The sequence below is a fragment of the Streptomyces xinghaiensis S187 genome, assembly GCF_000220705.2.
GTDB lineage: Bacteria > Actinomycetota > Actinomycetes > Streptomycetales > Streptomycetaceae > Streptomyces > Streptomyces xinghaiensis.
Window position 1 is genome coordinate 4633165 of record NZ_CP023202.1, and the last position, 17263, is coordinate 4650427.

Annotated in this window: 13 protein-coding genes; 8 read left to right on the forward strand and 5 right to left on the reverse strand. The window is 74.5% G+C overall.

Annotation, left to right across the window (positions count from 1 at the left end; all coding sequences use genetic code 11):
- Positions 1-4 precede the first annotated feature (4 nt).
- Positions 5-877: an LLM class flavin-dependent oxidoreductase gene (locus SXIN_RS19875; protein ID WP_019706128.1), complete on the reverse strand. Its 873-nt coding sequence runs from the start codon at positions 875-877 to the stop codon at positions 5-7.
- A 240-nt stretch (positions 878-1117) separates the two neighbouring features.
- Between SXIN_RS19875 and SXIN_RS19880 the strand changes: the two genes are divergently transcribed.
- A complete protein-coding gene (locus SXIN_RS19880) occupies positions 1118-2692 on the forward strand; it encodes an alpha/beta fold hydrolase (protein WP_095757299.1) in 1575 nt (524 codons plus the stop codon).
- A 90-nt stretch (positions 2693-2782) separates the two neighbouring features.
- Here SXIN_RS19880 and SXIN_RS19885 read toward each other — a convergent pair whose 3' ends face one another.
- Both SXIN_RS19885 and SXIN_RS19890 read right to left on the reverse strand, forming a co-directional pair.
- Positions 2783-4342: an MFS transporter gene (locus SXIN_RS19885; RefSeq protein WP_095757300.1), complete on the reverse strand. Its 1560-nt coding sequence runs from the start codon at positions 4340-4342 to the stop codon at positions 2783-2785.
- On the reverse strand, positions 4339-5391 hold the full coding sequence (locus SXIN_RS19890; protein ID WP_019711519.1) for an MDR family NADP-dependent oxidoreductase: 1053 nt from the start codon (positions 5389-5391) through the stop codon (positions 4339-4341). Before SXIN_RS19890 ends, SXIN_RS19885 begins: the two co-directional genes overlap by 4 nt.
- A gap of 262 nt (positions 5392-5653) precedes the next feature.
- Here SXIN_RS19890 and SXIN_RS19895 point away from each other — a divergent pair, with 262 nt between their 5' ends.
- The 4 genes from SXIN_RS19895 (at position 5654) to SXIN_RS19910 (ending at position 11140) form a co-directional block, all read left to right on the forward strand.
- Positions 5654-6676, forward strand: a complete 1023-nt coding sequence (locus SXIN_RS19895) for an LLM class F420-dependent oxidoreductase (RefSeq protein WP_019711518.1) — start codon at positions 5654-5656, stop codon at positions 6674-6676.
- The gene (locus SXIN_RS19900; protein ID WP_095757301.1) at positions 6676-8190 is read left to right on the forward strand and encodes an alpha/beta fold hydrolase; all 1515 of its coding nucleotides are present in this window, start codon (positions 6676-6678) and stop codon (positions 8188-8190) included. Before SXIN_RS19895 ends, SXIN_RS19900 begins: the two co-directional genes overlap by 1 nt.
- Positions 8191-8194: 4 nt before the next feature.
- Positions 8195-9088, forward strand: coding sequence for an SDR family NAD(P)-dependent oxidoreductase (locus tag SXIN_RS19905; RefSeq protein WP_019711517.1), 894 nt, complete (start codon positions 8195-8197; stop codon positions 9086-9088).
- Positions 9089-9370: 282 nt separating this feature from the next.
- Complete coding sequence (locus SXIN_RS19910; protein ID WP_095757302.1) at positions 9371-11140, forward strand: MFS transporter; 1770 nt, start codon at positions 9371-9373, stop codon at positions 11138-11140.
- Positions 11141-11245: 105 nt separating this feature from the next.
- Here SXIN_RS19910 and SXIN_RS19915 read toward each other — a convergent pair whose 3' ends face one another.
- Positions 11246-12739 (reverse strand): MFS transporter, encoded by a 1494-nt coding sequence (locus tag SXIN_RS19915; protein ID WP_019711515.1) that lies wholly within the window; start codon positions 12737-12739, stop codon positions 11246-11248.
- A 148-nt stretch (positions 12740-12887) separates the two neighbouring features.
- Between SXIN_RS19915 and SXIN_RS19920 the strand changes: the two genes are divergently transcribed.
- From SXIN_RS19920 to SXIN_RS19930, 3 genes are all read left to right on the forward strand, one after another.
- Positions 12888-13211: a 2Fe-2S iron-sulfur cluster-binding protein gene (locus SXIN_RS19920; protein ID WP_019711514.1), complete on the forward strand. Its 324-nt coding sequence runs from the start codon at positions 12888-12890 to the stop codon at positions 13209-13211.
- A gap of 145 nt (positions 13212-13356) precedes the next feature.
- Positions 13357-14880, forward strand: coding sequence for a vanadium-dependent haloperoxidase (locus tag SXIN_RS19925; RefSeq protein WP_157916314.1), 1524 nt, complete (start codon positions 13357-13359; stop codon positions 14878-14880).
- Between the two features lie 207 nt (positions 14881-15087).
- Complete coding sequence (locus SXIN_RS19930; RefSeq protein WP_019706716.1) at positions 15088-15699, forward strand: malonic semialdehyde reductase; 612 nt, start codon at positions 15088-15090, stop codon at positions 15697-15699.
- 106 nt (positions 15700-15805) lie between these two features.
- On the opposite strand, the gene SXIN_RS19935 is transcribed toward SXIN_RS19930, so the two are convergent.
- Positions 15806-17200 (reverse strand): GMC family oxidoreductase, encoded by a 1395-nt coding sequence (locus SXIN_RS19935; RefSeq protein WP_095757303.1) that lies wholly within the window; start codon positions 17198-17200, stop codon positions 15806-15808.
- Between the last annotated feature and the right edge of the window lie 63 nt (positions 17201-17263).

Here is a 17263-nt window from a genome sequence, read left to right on the forward strand (position 1 = left end):
CACCTCAGCCCAACGCCTCGGCGATGACGTCGAGTTGGCTCGGATCCGGTGACCAGCACAGGAAGACCATCTCGTCGGCACCGGCCGCCCCGCAGGTGTCCAGCACGTGCCGGACGCGTTCCGGGGTGCTCAGCGTGTAGTCGGCCACCATGGCGCCGGTGAAGGGGGCCTCGGAGTCGTCGAGGAAGGAGTAGTAGCGGGCGATCCGCTCCTTCGCCCCCTCGACCAGCTCCTTGGAGCCGACGGCGGTGTTGGCCTGGGCGACCAGCGCGGGGCGGCCCTCCCGGCCCGCGGCCTTCCAGGCGCTCTCCACCTCGCGGAACATGCCCTCGGAGAGCTCCGGCACCATCGCGCTCAGATACCCGTCGCCCCACCGCGCCACGCGCTGCACCGCCGCGTCGCTGAACCCGCCGAACAGCAGCGGGGGGCCGCCCGGCGCGGACGGGCGCGGCCCGACCCGCCCCGGTACCTCCTCGGCCAGGTCGGCGTGGGCCGCCCAGACGGCCCGCATCCGCTCGACGTTCGCGTCCAGCCGCCGGCCGCGCTCCGCCATCCGTGCTCCGGCCGCCTCGTAGTCGTCCTCGCGGTCGCCGAGCCCGATGCCCACCGAGAGCCGCCCGCCGGACAGCCGGTCCAGGGTGGCGATCTGCTTGGCCGCCAGCACCGGATCGCGCAGCCCCGCCAGCAGCACCTGGCTCCGCAGCCGCACCCGGGAGGTGGCGCCGGCCACCGCGGCGAGGGTGATCAGCGGCTCGGGGGTGTCGTAGGCGAGCCGGTCGCTGACGGTGACGGTGTCGAACGGGCCCTCGTCGATGCGCCGTGCCCAGTCGAGCGCGGCGTGGGGCGAGAGCACCGGCAGGCCGATGCCAATCTTCATTGCTTCTCCCGCTGGGATCGAGACGGACGGGGATGGGCCCCCAGGCTGCTGGGCCGCGGCCGAGCCGCTCTGGAAACCCGGTGGAGCGGACCGCTGTACCCGACCTCGAGCGTGGCTGGACCCCGCCACCGCACGGTTCCGGTGGCCGGCCGGCGGCAGTGCGGCCGGCGACGGCCGGCATGACAGCGATCACCGGAACGACAGCGACCACCCGGACGACACGACGAAGGAGACGGCCCGATGGGGATCAGACGAGAACGGCGGGGCAGCACGGGAGCCGCGGTGGCGGGCGCGAGTGTGCTCGCCGTGTTCGGCACCGCGCTCACCCCCGTGCACGCCCAGCCGCAGCAGACGGCAGCGCAGACGGCGGCACGGCAGCAGGCGGCAGCGCAGCAGTCCGCGCTCCGCTCCGTCCACCGGCAGCGCGTCCACTGGGAGCGGTGCGACTTCGACGCCCGCATGGAGTGCGCCACCGTGCGGGTCCCGCTGGACTACCGCGAGCCGGGCGGCGAGCGGATCGGCCTGGCCGTGAGCCGGCTGCGCACCGCGAGCCCGCTGCGGCGCGGGGTGCTGCTGTCGTTCAACGGCGGCCCCGGCGGCGACGGCGGGCTGGGCGTCAAGAGCCCGCAGCGGCTGGCGGACACCCCGCTGCGCGCCGCGTACGACCTGGTCGGCTTCGATCCGCGCGGCACCGGCGGATCCGCGCCGGTGTCGTGCGGGGTGACCGTGCCGACGGCCGAGTTCGACTCCCGGCCGGACGACAGCGCCTTCCCCGCCCTGGTGGCCGACACCCGGGCCAAGGAGGCGGCCTGCGCCCGGACCGGCGGCGCGGTGCGGCGCACCCTCAACTCGGCGACGGTGGCCCGCGACATGGACGTCATCCGGGCCGTGCTGCGGGAGCGGAAACTCAACTTCCTCGGCTACGGCGACGCCACCTACACCGGCGCGGTGTACGGCACGCTCTTCCCCCGGCGCATGGACCGCAGCGTGCTGGACTCCTCGCGCAACCCCGAGGTCGACTGGCGCGGCCAGTACAAGAGCCAGGCCTACGCGATCCGCGACAACGTGGACGCCTGGGCGGCCTGGGCGGGCCGGCGCGACGGGCACTTCGGGCTCGGCACCTCCGGCCGCCGGGTCATCGCCTCCGTGGAACGGGCCGCGGACAGCCTCGCGGAGACCCCCGTCGGCTACATGGACCGCACCGGCTTCGACGCGGCCGTCGGCGCGCTCGCCGCCGACCGTACCCAGTGGGACGAACTCGGCGACCTGGTCTCGGCGCTGGTCCACCGGCCCGGCGACCCGGACACCGAGCGGCGGGCGAACGCCGCCCTCCAGCCCTGGGAGGAGCCGGAGGGTGAGCTGCGCCCCGGCGCCGTGGAGGCGGCCACCTGCGAGGACGACTGGCCCACCGACATGGCCGTCTACCGCGAGGACATGCGCCGCTTCAAGGAGAAGTACCCGTACGGCCTCGGGGTGCTCCGGGCGCAGCCCTGGGTCTGCGCCTTCCGCAGCTTCACCCCCTCCGAGCGCCCGCCGTACATCCGCAACAGCGGCTATCCCAAGGGCCTGGTGGTGCACGCGGAGGGCAACCCGGTGCTCCGGCACGCGGGCGGCCGGGCGATGGCGGAGCGGCTCGGCCACCGGCTGGTGACGGTCGCCGACGACGGCAGCAACGACGTGTACGCGGTGCGGGGCAACCGCTGCGTCGACGCCCGGGTCACCACGTATCTGCTGACCGGTGTGCTGCCGCGCCGTGCGGAGACCGTCTGCGCCGGCGCGCCGCGGCCGGACGTCCCCGCCGACCGGGGCAGGTGAGCCGGAGGCAGCGCACGACGGCCGGGCCCGTCCCCCACCGCGGGGGACGGGCCCGGCCGTCGTCGGCGCCGGCGGACCGGCGGGGCCGGGTCAGACCCGGGGCCGCGCCTCGGCGGTCACCGGTGGAGCGGGCTCCCGCGCCGGTGCGGGACGCCCGGACGCCACCGGGACGCTCCGGCCGCTCTCCCGGCCCGGGACCGCGAGCGCGACGAGCAGGCCCACGGTGAGGAAGGCGGCCGAGAAGAGGAACGCCGGGGAGAACCCGGCCATCAGGGCCTGCGGGAACTCCTCGCCCCGGGCGGCGGCCTCGTTCGTCAGCCCGGTGGCGATGCTCACCAGCGTCACCAGCCCGACCGCGCCGCCCAGTTGCCGGGTGGTGTTGAGCAGACCCGAGCCCAGCCCGGCCAGATGGCCGGGGAGCCCCGCGGTGGCGGCCGTCGTCGTGGCCGTGAGCACCATGCCCTCGCCGAGGCCGAGCAGCAGCAGCGGACCGAACAGCCCCGAGGCGTACGCGGTGCCGGGGCCGGCCTGGGCGAGCCACGCCATGCCCAGGGCCGCCAGGGTCAGCCCCGTCATCAGCACCGGGCGGGCGCCGAGGCGGAGCACGGCGCCGGCGACGCCGCGGGCCGCCGTGAAGATGCCCAGGGCCAGCGGCAGATAGGCGGCGCCGGTCTCCAGCGGGCTGTACCCCAGCACCGCCTGGAACAGCATGGAGATGAAGTAGAACATGGTGCCCAGCGCGCCCCAGGCGCAGACCGCCACCAGGTTCGCGGCGGACACCGACCGGTTGCGGAAGACGGTCAGCGGCACCAGCGGCTGCCGGGCGATCCGCGCCTGGTCGTACAGGAACAGCGCCAGCAGGGCCGCCGCGGCCGTCAGTCCGGTGACCACCCGGGCGGAGGCCCAGCCGTGGTCCTCGATCTCGTTGATGCCGAACACCAGGGCCACGATGCCGCCGGTCAGGGACAGCACGCCCAGCAGGTCGAGCTGGCGCACGGCGTCCGTGTTGCGCTGCTCGGGTACGGCCCGCGCCACGAGGACGAGCAGGACGACGCCCAGCGCGGCGGTGCCGAGCATGGTGCCCCGCCACGAGAACCACTCGGTGATCATGCCGCCGAGCAGCACGCCGACGGCGGCGCCGCCGCCCGCCACCCCGCTCCACAGGCCGAACGCCCGGGTCCGGCGCGGGCCGCCGGTGAAGGTCGTGCCCAGCACCGTCAGGGTGACGGGGACCAGGATGGCGGCGCCGAGCCCCTGGAGGCCGCGGGCGGCGACCATGGACGCCGGGCCCTGCGCCAGCCCGCCCGCGAGGGCGGCCACGGTGAAGATCACCCCGCCGGCGAGGAAGACCCGCCGCTGGCCGTAGAGGTCGGCCAGCCGCCCGCCGAGCATCATGAAGCCGCAGAGGGCGATGGCGTAGCTGTTGTAGAGCCAGTGCAGGCCCGCCATGTCGAACCCGAGCGCCTCGGCGATCACCGGTACGGCGACGTTCACCGAGGCGACGTCCAGGACGAACATGAACTGGCCGAGGCAGCAGACGGCGAGGATGAGGCCGGTCCGCACGGCGGCCGCGGACGGGCCGGCGGGGCCGGCCGAGCCGGTCGGTCTCCGGGGGCTGTTCGGGCTGTTCGGGCTGGTCGGGCTGGTCATCGGGAACCACCTTCGTCGATCCGGTCCGTGCCGCCGGTGAGCCGGAGGAGGACATTGCCGTAGAACTTCCGGTCGAGCAGGTCGAACAGGGCCCGCGGAGCCCCGGCGACCCCGCCCTCGACCACCGTGCGCGGGTACACGAACCGGCCCTCGCCCAGCCACTGCGCGAACTGCCGGTTCCAGCCGTCGATCTGATCCGGGGTGTGGAAGCAGGCGAACGGCCGGAGGACGAGCTGCCGGCTGATGGCCGTCAGCAGGTCCAGCCGGGGCCGCCCGGCCGAGGCGTCGTCACCGTTCTGGCCGGCGAGCGCCCCGCAGAGCGCGAACCGGGCACCGGGACGGGCCAGTTGCACCGCGGCCTCGAACTGCTCGCCGCCGGTGTTGTCGAAGAACACGTCGATCCCGTCCGGGGCGAGCTCGCGGAGCAGGTCGAGCGCCGGGCCGTCGTGCCGGTCGAACGCGGCGTCGAAGCCGAGCTCCTCCACCAGGTACTCGGCCTTCTCCTTGCTGCCAGCCGAGCCGATCACCCGCCGCGCCCCGCGGGCCTTGGCGATCTGGCCCGCGACGGAGCCCACCCCGCTCGTCGCGCCCGAGACGAAGACCACGTCACCGGGGCCGGCCTCGGCCATCCCGGCCATGCCGAGCCACGCCGTCGGGCCGTTGGACAGGAAGTACTCGGGACCGGGCAGCAGGTCCCGGTCGCGGACGGCGAACGCGCCGCCGGGCCCGGCGGCGTACTCCCGCCAGCCCTGGAAGTGCTCCACCAGGGCACCGACGGGCACCGCCGGGTCCTGGGAGCGCACCACCGTGCCGACGGTGCGCCCGGTCGGCGCCTCGCCGACCGGGAACGGCGGGAGCGGCAGCCCCGGCCGCTCCTTCATCAACTCGCGGTACGCGGACGCCATCAGCATCCACTCGTTGCGGACGAGCACCTCGCCCTCCGGCAACGGGGCCTCCACGACCTCCAGATCACCGGGGGCGGGCGCACCGGACGGCCGCCGGGCGAGCCGCACCTCCCGGTGCGTGGCGGGAACGGGCTCATAGGTCACTGGCTTCTCCTTCGCTGCGGCGGGCGACTCCGCTCGGACCGTGGTCCGCGCGGCCCGAGAACCGCTGGAGAGCCGGTCGAACGGAGGGACGGCCGCGGAGCGGCGCACCGGGCCGCCGGCGGGCGCCACCGGGGGTCACCGGGCGGTTCCGCGTGAGGGCGCCGGGCCGGTCCAGCGGTGCTCGACCGGCACTTCACCGGGGTGGGCGACGGTACGGAACCGGTATCGGCCAACGTCACCGTCGGGAAGAAGGAGCCGGTTCATGCAGACGACTGAGCGGACCACTGATGAGTCCGGCACGGGCCGGCGGCCCGTGCTGCGCTTCGGGCTGCAGATAGCGCGGTTCGACTATCCGGGAGTGGGGCCGCACCAGCTCTTCGACCGCGTCACCGACATCGCGCGCACCGCGGAGGAGGCCGGCTTCGACTCGATCTGGGCGCAGGACCACTTCTACCAGGCGCCCGTGCCGGGCATCGGCTGGCAGGCCGACGAGCCGGTCCTGGAGCCCTACACGATGCTGGCCGCCCTCGCCGCCCGCACCAGCCGGGTGCGGCTGGGCACCACGGTCACCGGCGTCACCTACCGCAACCCGGCCCTGCTGGCGAAGACGGTCTCCACCCTCGACGTGATCTCCGGCGGCCGGGCGGTGCTCGGCATCGGCGCGGCCTGGCACGAGGAGGAACACACCGGCTACGGCTACGACTACCCGCCGGACGCCGAGCGCCTCAGCCGGCTGGAGGAGGCCCTGCGGATCTGCCGGCCGATGTTCCGGGACGAGCGGCCCGTCTTCACCGGCGAGTACTACCGGGTCGACGGCGCGGTCAACTCGCCGCCCCCGCTGGCCCCCGGCGGCCCGCCCATCCTCGTCGGCGGCAGCGGGGAGAAGCGCACCCTGCGCCTGGTGGCCCGCTACGCGGACGCCTGCAACCTCTTCGGCGACCTGGACACCGTGCGCCACAAGCTGAAGGTCCTCGACGGCCACTGCGAGACGGAGAACCGCGACCCGGCCGAGATCACCCGGACGAAGATGTCGTGCCTGCTGATCAACGAATCCGACGCGGAGGCGCGGCGCCGTTACGACGAGATGGGCGCGGCGATGGGCGACTGGGCGCCGATGCTCGGCGGCATGGCCATGGCGGGCAGCCCCGACCGGATCGCCGAGCAGGTGTCCGAGTACTTCGAGGCGGGGCTGGACGGGCTGGTCTTCTACCTGCCCGACACCCACGACCTGGACACCGTCCGGATGGCGGGGGAGACCCTCGTCAAGCACTTCGGCGGTCTGTGATGCGGACCGCGACACGGACCGCGACCCGGACCCGGCCCCGGGTCTGGCTCGCCGCCGCCCTCACCGGCCTGCTCGGCCTGGGCGCGACGGGCTTCACCCCGGCCGCCGCCCCGGCCGGAGCGGCCCACCGGCCGCCGCAACCGGCCTGGGAGCGCTGCGACTTCGACGCGCGCCTGGAGTGCGCCACGGTGCGGGTGCCGCTCGACCACGCCCGGCCGCGCGGCCGCACCCTCGACCTGGCCGTGAGCCGCCTGGCGGCGGAGGGCAGACCGCGCGGCGTGCTGCTCGCCGTCAACGGCGGCCCGGGCGGCAACGAGGGCATGGGCCGCCGGGCGCCACTGCGCTTCGCGGACTCGCCGCTCCGCTCCGCCTACGACCTCGTCGGCGTCGATCTGCGCGGCACCGGCGGATCGTCCCCCGTGCACTGCGAAGTGACCACCCCCACCGTGCCGTTCGACTCCCGCACCCCCGACTCCTCCTTCGCCGGGCTGTGGGCCGACGCCCGCGCCTCCGAGGCGGGCTGCGCGCGGGCGGGCGGAGTGGAGCGCCGCCACATCGGCACCGTCAGCGTGGCCCGCGACCTGGACCGGGTGCGCGCCGCGCTGGGCGAGCGGAAGCTCAACCTCATCGGCTACGCGTACGGCAGCTATGTGGCCGCCGTGTACGGCACCCTGTTCCCGCACCGGCTGGACCGGAGCGTCCTCGACTCGGTCCGGCACCCGGACTGGACCTGGCGGCAGCAGTTCATGGCGCAGGCCGTCGCCATCCGCGAGAACGTCGGCGACTGGGCCCGCTGGGCCGGCCGGCGCGACGGCACCCTCGGGCTCGGGGGATCGGAGCGCCGGGTGATGGCCACCGTGGAGCGGACCGCCGCCGAACTGGCCGAGCGGCCCGTGAACGGCATGAACCGCACCGCCTTCGACGCCACCGTCGGCTCGCTGGCCAACGACCGCACCCGCTGGGCCGATCTGGCGGCCCTGGTCGCCTCCCTGGCGGCGGGCGACGCCCCGTCTGCCCGCGTCGCGGCGGCGGCAGCAGCGGCGGAAACCGGGGCCGGCACCGGGGCCGAACTCCGCCCCGGCGTCCTGGAGGCCGCCACCTGCGAGTCCGCCTGGCCGCGCGAACCGGGCGTCTACGAACGCGACATGCGGCGGTTCCGCGAGCGCTACCCCTACGGCCTCGGCATGACCCGGGCCCAGCCGTGGGTCTGCGCCTTCCGCGCCGACTCCCCGCAGCCGCCGCCCCGCATCCGCGGCGCCGGCCGGCCCGCCGGCCTCGTCGTCCAGGCCGAGAACGACCCGCAGACCCACCGGGCGGGCGGTGCCGCGATGGCCGCCCGGCTCGGCCACCCGCTGATCACGGTCGCGGACGACGGCAGCAACGAGATCTACGGCAAGCGCGGTTACCGCTGTGTCGACGACCGGGTGGACCGCTACCTGCTCACCGGCCGGCTGCCGGACCGGCGCCACACCGTCTGCGCCGGAGCACCGCGGCCCGCGATCGCCGAGGACTGATCCCATGACTCCCCCGACCAGAGAGGCGAAGACCATGTCCGAGACCGCAGCTTCCCCGGGTACCGCCCCCGCGCCGGACGGCGCCGCCGAGTTCGCCGGCCGGACCGTCGTCGTCACCGGCGGCGGCACCGGCATCGGACGGGCCGCGGCACTGGAGTTCGCACGGCGCGGAGCGGCCGCGGTGATCATCACCGGGCGCCGCAAGGAACGGCTGGCCGAGGTCGCCGCCGAGCACGCCGCGATCGTCGCCGTACCCGCCGACGTCACCACGGAGGACGGGGCGCAGGCCGTCATCGAGGAGCTGCGGTCGCACGGCGAGCGGCTCGACGTCCTCGTGCACAACGCGGGCATCTACCGGCAGACCCCGGTGGCCGACCCCAACATGGCCTACGCGCGGGAGATGCTGGAGACCAACGTGCTGGGCCCGGTGCTCCTCACCGCCCGGCTGCTGCCGCTGATGACCTCGCCGGGCGGCAGCATCGTCTTCGTCTCCAGCGTCGCCGGCCACAACCCCGAGCCGTACGCCTCGATGTACGCCGTCACCAAGGCCGGCGCCCACAGCCTCACCCTGACCATGGCGAAGGAACTGGCGAACCGCGGCATCCGGGTCAACGCGGTGGCGCCCTCGGCGGTGCGCACCGAGGTCTACGACGCCAACGGGCTCACCACCGAGCAGATCGACGGGCTGTTCCGGGGCTTCGCCGCGGCCAACCCGCTCGGCCGCACCGGCGTGGTCGAGGACGTGGCGCCCTGGATCGCCCGCTTCGCCTCACCGGAGAGCTCCTGGATCACCGGCCAGATCCTCGTCATCGACGGCGGTGCCGACCTCACCGCCGCCGCCGACAGCCCCTACTCGCCGTACCGGGGCGACAGCCAGGGGGCCGACTGGGGCTCCTGAGAACCACCGTCCGGGCCGGCCTCCGGGCCGGCCCGCACACCCGCCCCCGGTCCGTGCCGGGCAGCGCAGGGGACGGCCGGCGCCCGGGGGGAAACGGGGGAGCGCCGGTAGGGGCCCGGCCTCGGATGTCTCGAGCCGGACTCGACCGGCGGTCCAGCGCCGCTCCCTAGCCTGATGGCGCCGGGGAGCGGCCGAACCATGTCCGGGGGCCCGCAGACCAGCCCCGTGACCAAGCGGGCATGTGCGGCATGCCGCTCACCACATGAAGCAGAAAGGTTCACCATGGCCGTTGAAAACGGGATCGACGATCCCCGGCAGCTGCCGGAAGACGCGCCGCAGGACTCCGCCGCCCCGGAGTCTCCCCCCGACCCGCGCCGCTGGATCGCACTCACCGTGCTGCTCGTGGCGTCCTTCATGGACCTGCTGGACGTCACGATCGTGAACGTGGCGCTGCCCAGCATCCAGTCGACGCTGGGTGCCGGTTACGCGGCCATTCAGTGGGTCACCGCCGGCTACGCGCTGGCCTTCGCGCTGCTGCTGATCACCGGGGGGCGGCTGGGCGACATCTACGGCCGCAAACGGATCTTCATGATCGGCATCACCGGCTTCACCCTGGCCTCGCTGCTCTGCGGCATCGCCCAGGAACCCTGGCAGCTCGCTGTGTTCCGGCTGGTGCAGGGGGCCGCGGCGGCCGTCATGATCCCGCAGGTGCTGGCCATCATCCACGTCACCTTCCCCGCCGGCGAACGCGGCAAGGCGTTCGGGCTGGCGGGTGCCATCGGCGGTCTCGCCGCCATCATGGGCATGGTCATGGGCGGTGTGCTCACGCACTGGGACCTCTTCGGGCTCGCCTGGCGGCCCATCTTCCTGATCAACGTCCCCGTCGGCATCGCCGGCATCATCATCGGGGCCCGGGTGATCCGGGAGTCCCGGGACCCCCGCCGGGTCCGGCTCGACCTGACCGGTGTGCTGCTGGCCACCGGCGCGCTGTTACTGCTGTTCTTCCCGCTCATGCAGGGCCGGGAACTCGGCTGGCCCGCCTGGGGGTTCGTCTCCATGGCGGCGGCCGTGCCGGTCGCCGCGCTGTTCGTCGCCCACCAGCGGCGCAAGACCGGGCGGGGCGGCTACCCGCTGGTGCCGATGAGCCTCTTCGGGCAGCGGGGCTTCAGCGCGGGCGTCAGCGTCTACCTGCTGTTCAACATCGGCATGGGCATCTTCTTCCTGTCGTGGACGCTCTACATGCAGCTCGGTCTCGGCTGGTCCCCGCTGCGCGCCGGGCTGAGCGGGGTCCCGTTCTGCCTGGGGGCCGCGCCGGGCGCCGGCATCTCCGTGGCGGTGCTGATGCCCCGCTTCGGGCGCAAGGTGCTGCACGCCGGTGTGGGGCTGATGCTGGTGGGCATCGTCGCCTACGTCTGGGTGACCGCGCAGTTCGGCGCCGACGTGTCGTTCTGGCACCAGGTGCTGCCGCTGCTCGTCTTCGGTGTCGGCTTCGGCTTCGTCGCCGCCCCGCTGCCCGAGATCGCGCTGTCCGATGTGCGGTCCGAGGACGCCGGGTCCGCGTCCGGCCTGTTCAACGCCAACCAGCAGCTCGGTGCCGCCTTCGGCGTCGCCCTGGCGAGCGTCGTCTTCTTCGGGATGCTCGGCGGCCAGGCGGCCTCGAGCGTCGACGAGGTGGGGCCGCGGCTGCGGTCCGACCTGGTGGCCGCGGGCGTCACGGAGGCGCGGGCCGACGAGACGGTCACCGCGTTCTCCCGCTGCGCCGAGGCGAGCGCCAAGTCGGACGGGCACGGCGACGCGCCCGCCGCCTGCACCCGGGAGCCCCTGCTGGCCTCGCAGCCCGCCGTGGAACGGGCGCTGGCCGAGGCCGACCGGGAGGGCACCGCGCTCACCTTCGCGGGCGCCTTCCGGATCGCCCTGGCCTCGATCGCCGGGCTGCTGGTGCTCGCGGCGCTGGTCGTGCCGCTGCTGCCCCGGCGGAAGGAGCCGGAGGGCTCCGTGGAGGAACCCGCCGCCGGACCCGCGCCGGCCGCGGGCCCGGCGCCCGCCGTCTGACGGCACCGCCGGCCCGCACCACGCCGGCGACGCACCAACGCAGCGGCCGCCCCGACCGGATCTCCTTCCGGCCGGGGCGGCCGTTTCCGTGCCATCGGGGCCCGGTCAGGTGTCCGTGCCGGACGGGGCCTTGCGGCGCGGTACCGCGAGGGCGCCGAGCACGCCCAGCGCGAGAAAGCCGGCCGCGGTGGCGAAGGCCAGTCCGTAGCCGGAGGCGAGCGCCTCGCGGGACACCTCGCCGGCACCGCCGCCCGCACCCGGGCCTCCCGTGCCGGAGGAGTGGTCCGCCGCCCGGCCGTTGGCCACGGTCACCAGCAGCGCCAGGCCCACGGCACCGCCGAGCTGGCGCGTGGTGTTCAGCAGGCCGGAGGCCAGCCCCGACTGGTGGTACGGCAGATCAGCGGTCGCGGCGATGGTCAGGGAGGTCATGACCATGCCCTGCCCCACGCCCAGCAGCAGCCCCGGCCCGAGCAGCCCGCCGGTGAACGTCGCGTCCGTACCGGCCAGGGAGAGCCAGCCCAGCCCCGCCGCGGACAGCAGATGGCCGGCGAGCAGGACCGGCCGGGGCCCCAGCCGCTGCACCACCGGCGCGATGCCCCGGGCCCCCGCGAACAGCCCCGCCGTCATGGGCAGATAGGCCAGGCCGGTCTGGAGCGGGCTGTAGCCGAGGACGTTCTGCAGCAGCAGAGTGAAGAAGTAGAAGGTGCTGAAGAGCGCCGCGCTGCACGCGAACGCCGTGATGTTGGCCGCGGTCACCTGCCGGATGCGGAAGATGGAGAGGGGGACCAGCGGGTGCCGGGCGATCCTCGCCTGGTCCAGCACGAAGAACCCGAGGAGTCCCAGCCCGGCGGCGAGCAGCCCGGCGGTGCGCGGCGCGGTCCAGCCGTGGGTCTCGGTGCCCGCGACGGCGTACACCAGCAGCATCAGGCCGAGCGTCACGGAGACCGCGCCGGGCACGTCCACTCCGTCGCGGTCCCGCCCGGAGCGTTCCCGCGGGGGTACGGCGACGGCCGCCAGAGCGAACAGCAGGATGCCGACGGGCACGTTGACGAGCAGGGTCCAGCGCCAGGACAGCCACTCGGCGATCAGGCCCCCCGCCAGCACCCCGATCGCGCCGCCCGCGCCGGCGACCGCGCTCCACATCCCGAAGGCGCGGGCCCGGGCGCGGGGATCGGTGAAGACCGTGCCGAGGACGCTCAGCGTCGTCGGCGCCATGATCGCGGCGCCGAGGCCCTGCACCCCCCGGGCGACGACCAGCGTGGCCGGATCACCGGCCGTACCGCCCGCGAAGGCGGCGAGGGAGAAGAGGGTGATCCCGGCCAGATACATCCGGCGCCGGCCGAACAGGTCGGCGAGCCGGCCGCCGAGCAGCAGCGCACCGGCGAAGACGATCGTGTAGGCGTTGACCACCCAGGGCAGGGTGTCCGCGCGCAGTCCCAGACTGTGGTCGATCAGCGGCAGGGCCACATTGACCACCGAACCGTCCAGCACCACCAGGAACTGGCCCGCGCAGCAGACGAAGAGGATCAGCCCGGGCCGGCGGGCGGACGCGGGCCCGTCCGTCCTCGCGGCTTTCGGGTCTCTGGTTTCGAGTGTCATGGCGGAACGCTGCGGTGGCGCGGTGGAGCCGGGCTGGGAGGCGGCTCGATCCCCGGCCCCCGTTCGAGGCGCTCTCCGTCCCCGCACCAGCCCGCGTTGGCACGGTCGGCCGACGCGCCCGCGACCGACTGTGCGAGGAGATTCCGCCATGCCCAAGATCACTTATCGGAGCGCCGACGGCCGGAGCCGGATCGTTGAGGTCCCCGAAGGCATCAGCGTGATGCGGGGCGCGGTCACCCAGGGGGTCGAGGGGATCGTGGCCGAATGCGGGGGCGCGGGCATGTGCGGCACCTGCCACGTCTACATACCCCGGGAGGCGCAGACCGCGCTGCCCCCGGTGCACGAGCTGGAGGACGAGGTGCTGGACTGCACCGCCGCCCTGCGCACCGCGGCCAGCCGGCTGAGCTGCCAGCTCCCGGTGACCCCGGACACCGACGGCTTGCAGGTCGAGCTGCCGGAACGCCAGGTCTGAGCCGGGCCCGCGTCCCGCCGCCGGCGGACGCCACCGGCCGCGCCACCGGCCGCGCCACCGGCCGGACGAGGGCTTTTCCACCGGAGGTTGAGCAGCCCGTGACACCTTCCGGCCGTTGCCCGACACGAGAGGGGTTGCTCGAACCATGACTCACCCACACCGGCCCGTGCGTGGCCGTTCCCCGCGGACCCTGGTCCTCGCCTGCGTCACGGCGCTCGCCGTGGCCACCACCGGCTTCGCGGTGGCGGAGACCCGCGACGGCGAACGCGCCGCGGCCGCCGACGGCCGGCAGGCGTTCGACTTCACCGAGGGGAACTCGGCTCTGGAGGTCATCTATCCCAGAGTCGGCCCGGCGGTGCGCAAGCACATCAACCAGGTCGCCATGGACGGCACCCTCGTCCTGCGGGTCTCCGCGCTGATGGAGAGCTCCTGGTTCGACGCCACCGCGCCCTACCACCCCACCGCCGTCGGCATCCACTCCGACCTCGGCCGCCGTCCCGCCTCGGAGGCCACCCAGAAGAACCTCAACACGGCGATGCTGTACTCCACCTACCGGGTCATGCAGAGCCTCATGCCGACCTATGACGCGCAGTGGCGCGAGATGCTCACCTCCGTGGGCCTCGACCCGGACGACGACTCCACCGACCGCACCACACCGGTCGGCCTCGGCAACGCCGCGGGGAACGCCGTGGTGGAGAAGCGCGAGAACGACGGCATGAACCAGCTCGGCAACGAGGGCGGGCAGAAGTACCACCAGCGGCCCTACTCCGACTACACCGGCTACAAGCCGGTGAACACCCCCTACGACATCCGCAACCCCTCGCGCTGGCAGCCGGCGCTCGTCTCCACGGGGAACGGCATCTTCACCGCCCAGTCGTTCGTCACCGCCCAGCTCGGGCGCGCCAAGCCGTACTCGTTCGCGGACCCGAAGGACCTGCTGGTCTCCAAGCCCCGGTCGAGCAACCACCGCAACCGCGCGGCCTACAAGCGGCAGGCGGAGGAGGTGCTGCGGGCCTCCGCCAACCTCACCGACGAGCAGAAGCTGAAGGCCGAGTTCTTCAACGACAAGCTCATCTTCGCCTCCGGCTTCATGGGCGAGATCAGCGACGACCTGATGGAGTTCATCCACAGCGCCACGGCCTCGCACATCGCGGGCTTCGACGTGATGCTGGCCTCCTGGTACAACAAGCGGAAGTACGACGCGCCCCGGCCGTTCACCGCCATCCGGTACCTGTACGCGGGCCAGAAGCTGCGGGCCTGGGGCGGCCCCGGCAAGGGGACGGTCGACGACATGCCGGCCGAGGACTGGCAGAGCTACCTCCAGGTGTCCGACCACCCGGAGTACCCCTCGGGCTCCACCGCCTTCTGCGCGGCCCAGGCCGAGGTCGGCAAGCTCGTCGGCGGCGGTGACCGGACGGACATCCGCTACGACGTCGAGAAGGGCGGCTCCTACATCGAGCCCGGGGTGACGCCCGCGAAGGACACCTCGATCCGCTGGACCGACTGGAACGAGATGGTCGACGACTGCGCGAAGAGCCGCGTCTGGGGCGGTGTGCACTTCAAGGCCGCCACCGAGGCGAGCAAGGGACTCGGCGCCAAGGTCGGCGAGAGCTCCTACCGGTATGTGCAGAGCCACATCGAGGGCAAGCAGGTCGGCTCCATGCGCTGAGCGCCGAGCCGAGCGCCGTGAGCACCGGGCGGGACCCGCACCGGCCGCACCGCCCGTACCCCGCGTCCACCGGGCGCGGGGTACGGGCGCGTCCGCCGTCCCCGCGCCCGTCCCGGCGGGCGCCACCGGCACCCCACCGCCGGTCGAGCGCCCGCTGCGAAGGTGGCGCCGACGTGCCACCCCAGGCCCCGAGGAAAGGAAGCCGCCGTGACCACTGCTCTGTCCGCGCCGCTGAAACTCGACGACGAGACCCAGGACCTGCTGTTCCGTGCGGCCAGGACCGCGAGCGAGTTCGCGGACGAACCCGTCGCGGAGGAGACCGTCCGCGCGGTGTACGACCTGGTGAAGTACGGTCCGACCGAGTTCAACTCCACCCCGCTCCGCATCGTCCTGATCCGTTCCGAGGAGGCCCGCGCCCGGCTGCTGCCGTGCATGGTCGACGCCAACCGCGACAAGACGGGCCGGGCCCCGCTGGTGGCCGTGCTCGCCGCGGACATCGACTTCCACGAGGAACTCCCGCGGCTCTTCCCCTTCTTCCCGCAGGCGAAGGACGTCTTCTACGGCGACGCCGCCGTCCGCGACCACTCCGCGAAGCTCAACGCGGGTCTGCAGATCGCCTACTTCATCATCGGCCTGCGCGCTGCCGGTCTGGACGTCGGCCCCATGTCGGGCTTCGACGCCGAGGCGATGGACCGGGAGTTCTTCCCCGACGGCGCCCACAAGTCCCTGGTGGTCCTCAACATCGGCAAGCCGGCCGGCGAGGCCGGGCACCCCCGGCTGCCGCGGCTGGAGTACGACGAGGTCGTCACCGCGGTGTGACACCCCGCGCGCCCGGACCCGGCGCGGCGGCCCCCCGGACGGGGAGCCGCCGCGCCGTCCCGTGTGCCGCCGTGCCGTGTGCTTGCGTGCCGTGGCCCCGCTCCGGTCAGAGCCGGCGGGCGGCGTGCTCGGCGGCGGTCATCACCGGGAGGTTGGTGTTGACCGAGGGGACCTCGGGGAACACCGAGGCGTCCACCACCCGCAGCCCCTCCAGCCCGTGCACCGCGCACCGCTCGTCGACCACGGCGCCCGCCGCCGGGTCCGGGCCCATCGCGCAGGTGCCGACGGGATGGTGGTAGCTGCCGGTGTTCGCCCGGATCCACCGGTCGAGCACCGCGTCGTCCGCGTCCGGGTGCGGCGTGCCCTCCGGGGCCCGCGTCACCAGCCCGGCCAGCGGCCCGGTGCGGATCATGCGGAGCTGCTCCCGCACACCCCGGCGCAGCCCGGGCAGGTCGGCCGGATCCGAGAGCAGGCCGAGGTCGATCAGCGGCGGATCGGCGGGACCGGCCGAGCGCAGCCGCAGCCGGCCCCGCGAACGCGGCCTCAGCAGACCGGTGTTGACGACGAACGGCTCCCGGTCCGGGCCGGGCTCCCCGCGTCCCGGCGCGGGCGGCGGGGCCCCGGCGAGGAAGTGCAGCTCGGGGACGCCGTCCCCCGCGGTGACCAGGGCCTGGAACATCGGTGACGTGATGCCCGCCGGCCCCTCCAGCCACAGGGTCACCAGCGGATGGTCCTGGAGTCCCGCCCCCACCCCGGGCAGGTCCAGCACCGGCTCCACGCCGAGCCGGCGCAGCTCCGCCGGGTCCCCCACGCCGCTGCGCAGCAGGACGGCCGGGCTGCCGTACGCGCCGGCCGCCAGCACCGTCACCCCGGCCGTGAACTCCCGGCCGTCGGCCAGCCGTACGCCGCGCGCCCGGCCGCCGGAGACGAGGACCCGGTCCACGGCGGCACCGGTGAGCACGGTGAGGTTCGCCCGGCCGCGGGCGGCCGCCAGATGCGTCACCACCGTGCTCTGCCGCACCCCGCCGGCCTCGTTGAGCGGTACCGGACCGGCCCCGAGGGCGTCCGGCGCGTTGTGGTCCTCCACCGGCTTGTGGCCCAGGGTCACCGCCGTCTCCAGGAACGCCCGGCTCAGCCCGGACAGTTCGCGCGGCTCCGGGCGGCGTACGGGAACGGTCTCCGCCACCGCGCGGCGGGCGGGCGCCAGGTCGGCGTGGGACCAGCCGCGGACCGCCCACCGCTCCGCCCAGGCGTCGTGGTCGGCGGGCCGGCCGTGCAGGGCGATGGCGGCGTTGACCGCGGAGCAGCCGCCGAGGATCCGGCCGCGGGGCAGCGGCCGCCCGTCCTCGCCGGTGTATCCCCAGAGATGCGCGGGCCCCCGGAAGACGGGGTCGTCCGGCCCGGCCTCCAGCAGCAGCACCCGGCGGTCCGGGTCCTCGCTCAGCCGGGCCGCCAGCACTCCGCCGGCCGACCCGCCGCCCACGATGATCACGTCGTACATGCGTGTCCCCCTTCCGAACACAGGTGCGCGCAGTGTCCGCCGGGGCCCTGCAGTACCGGTCGA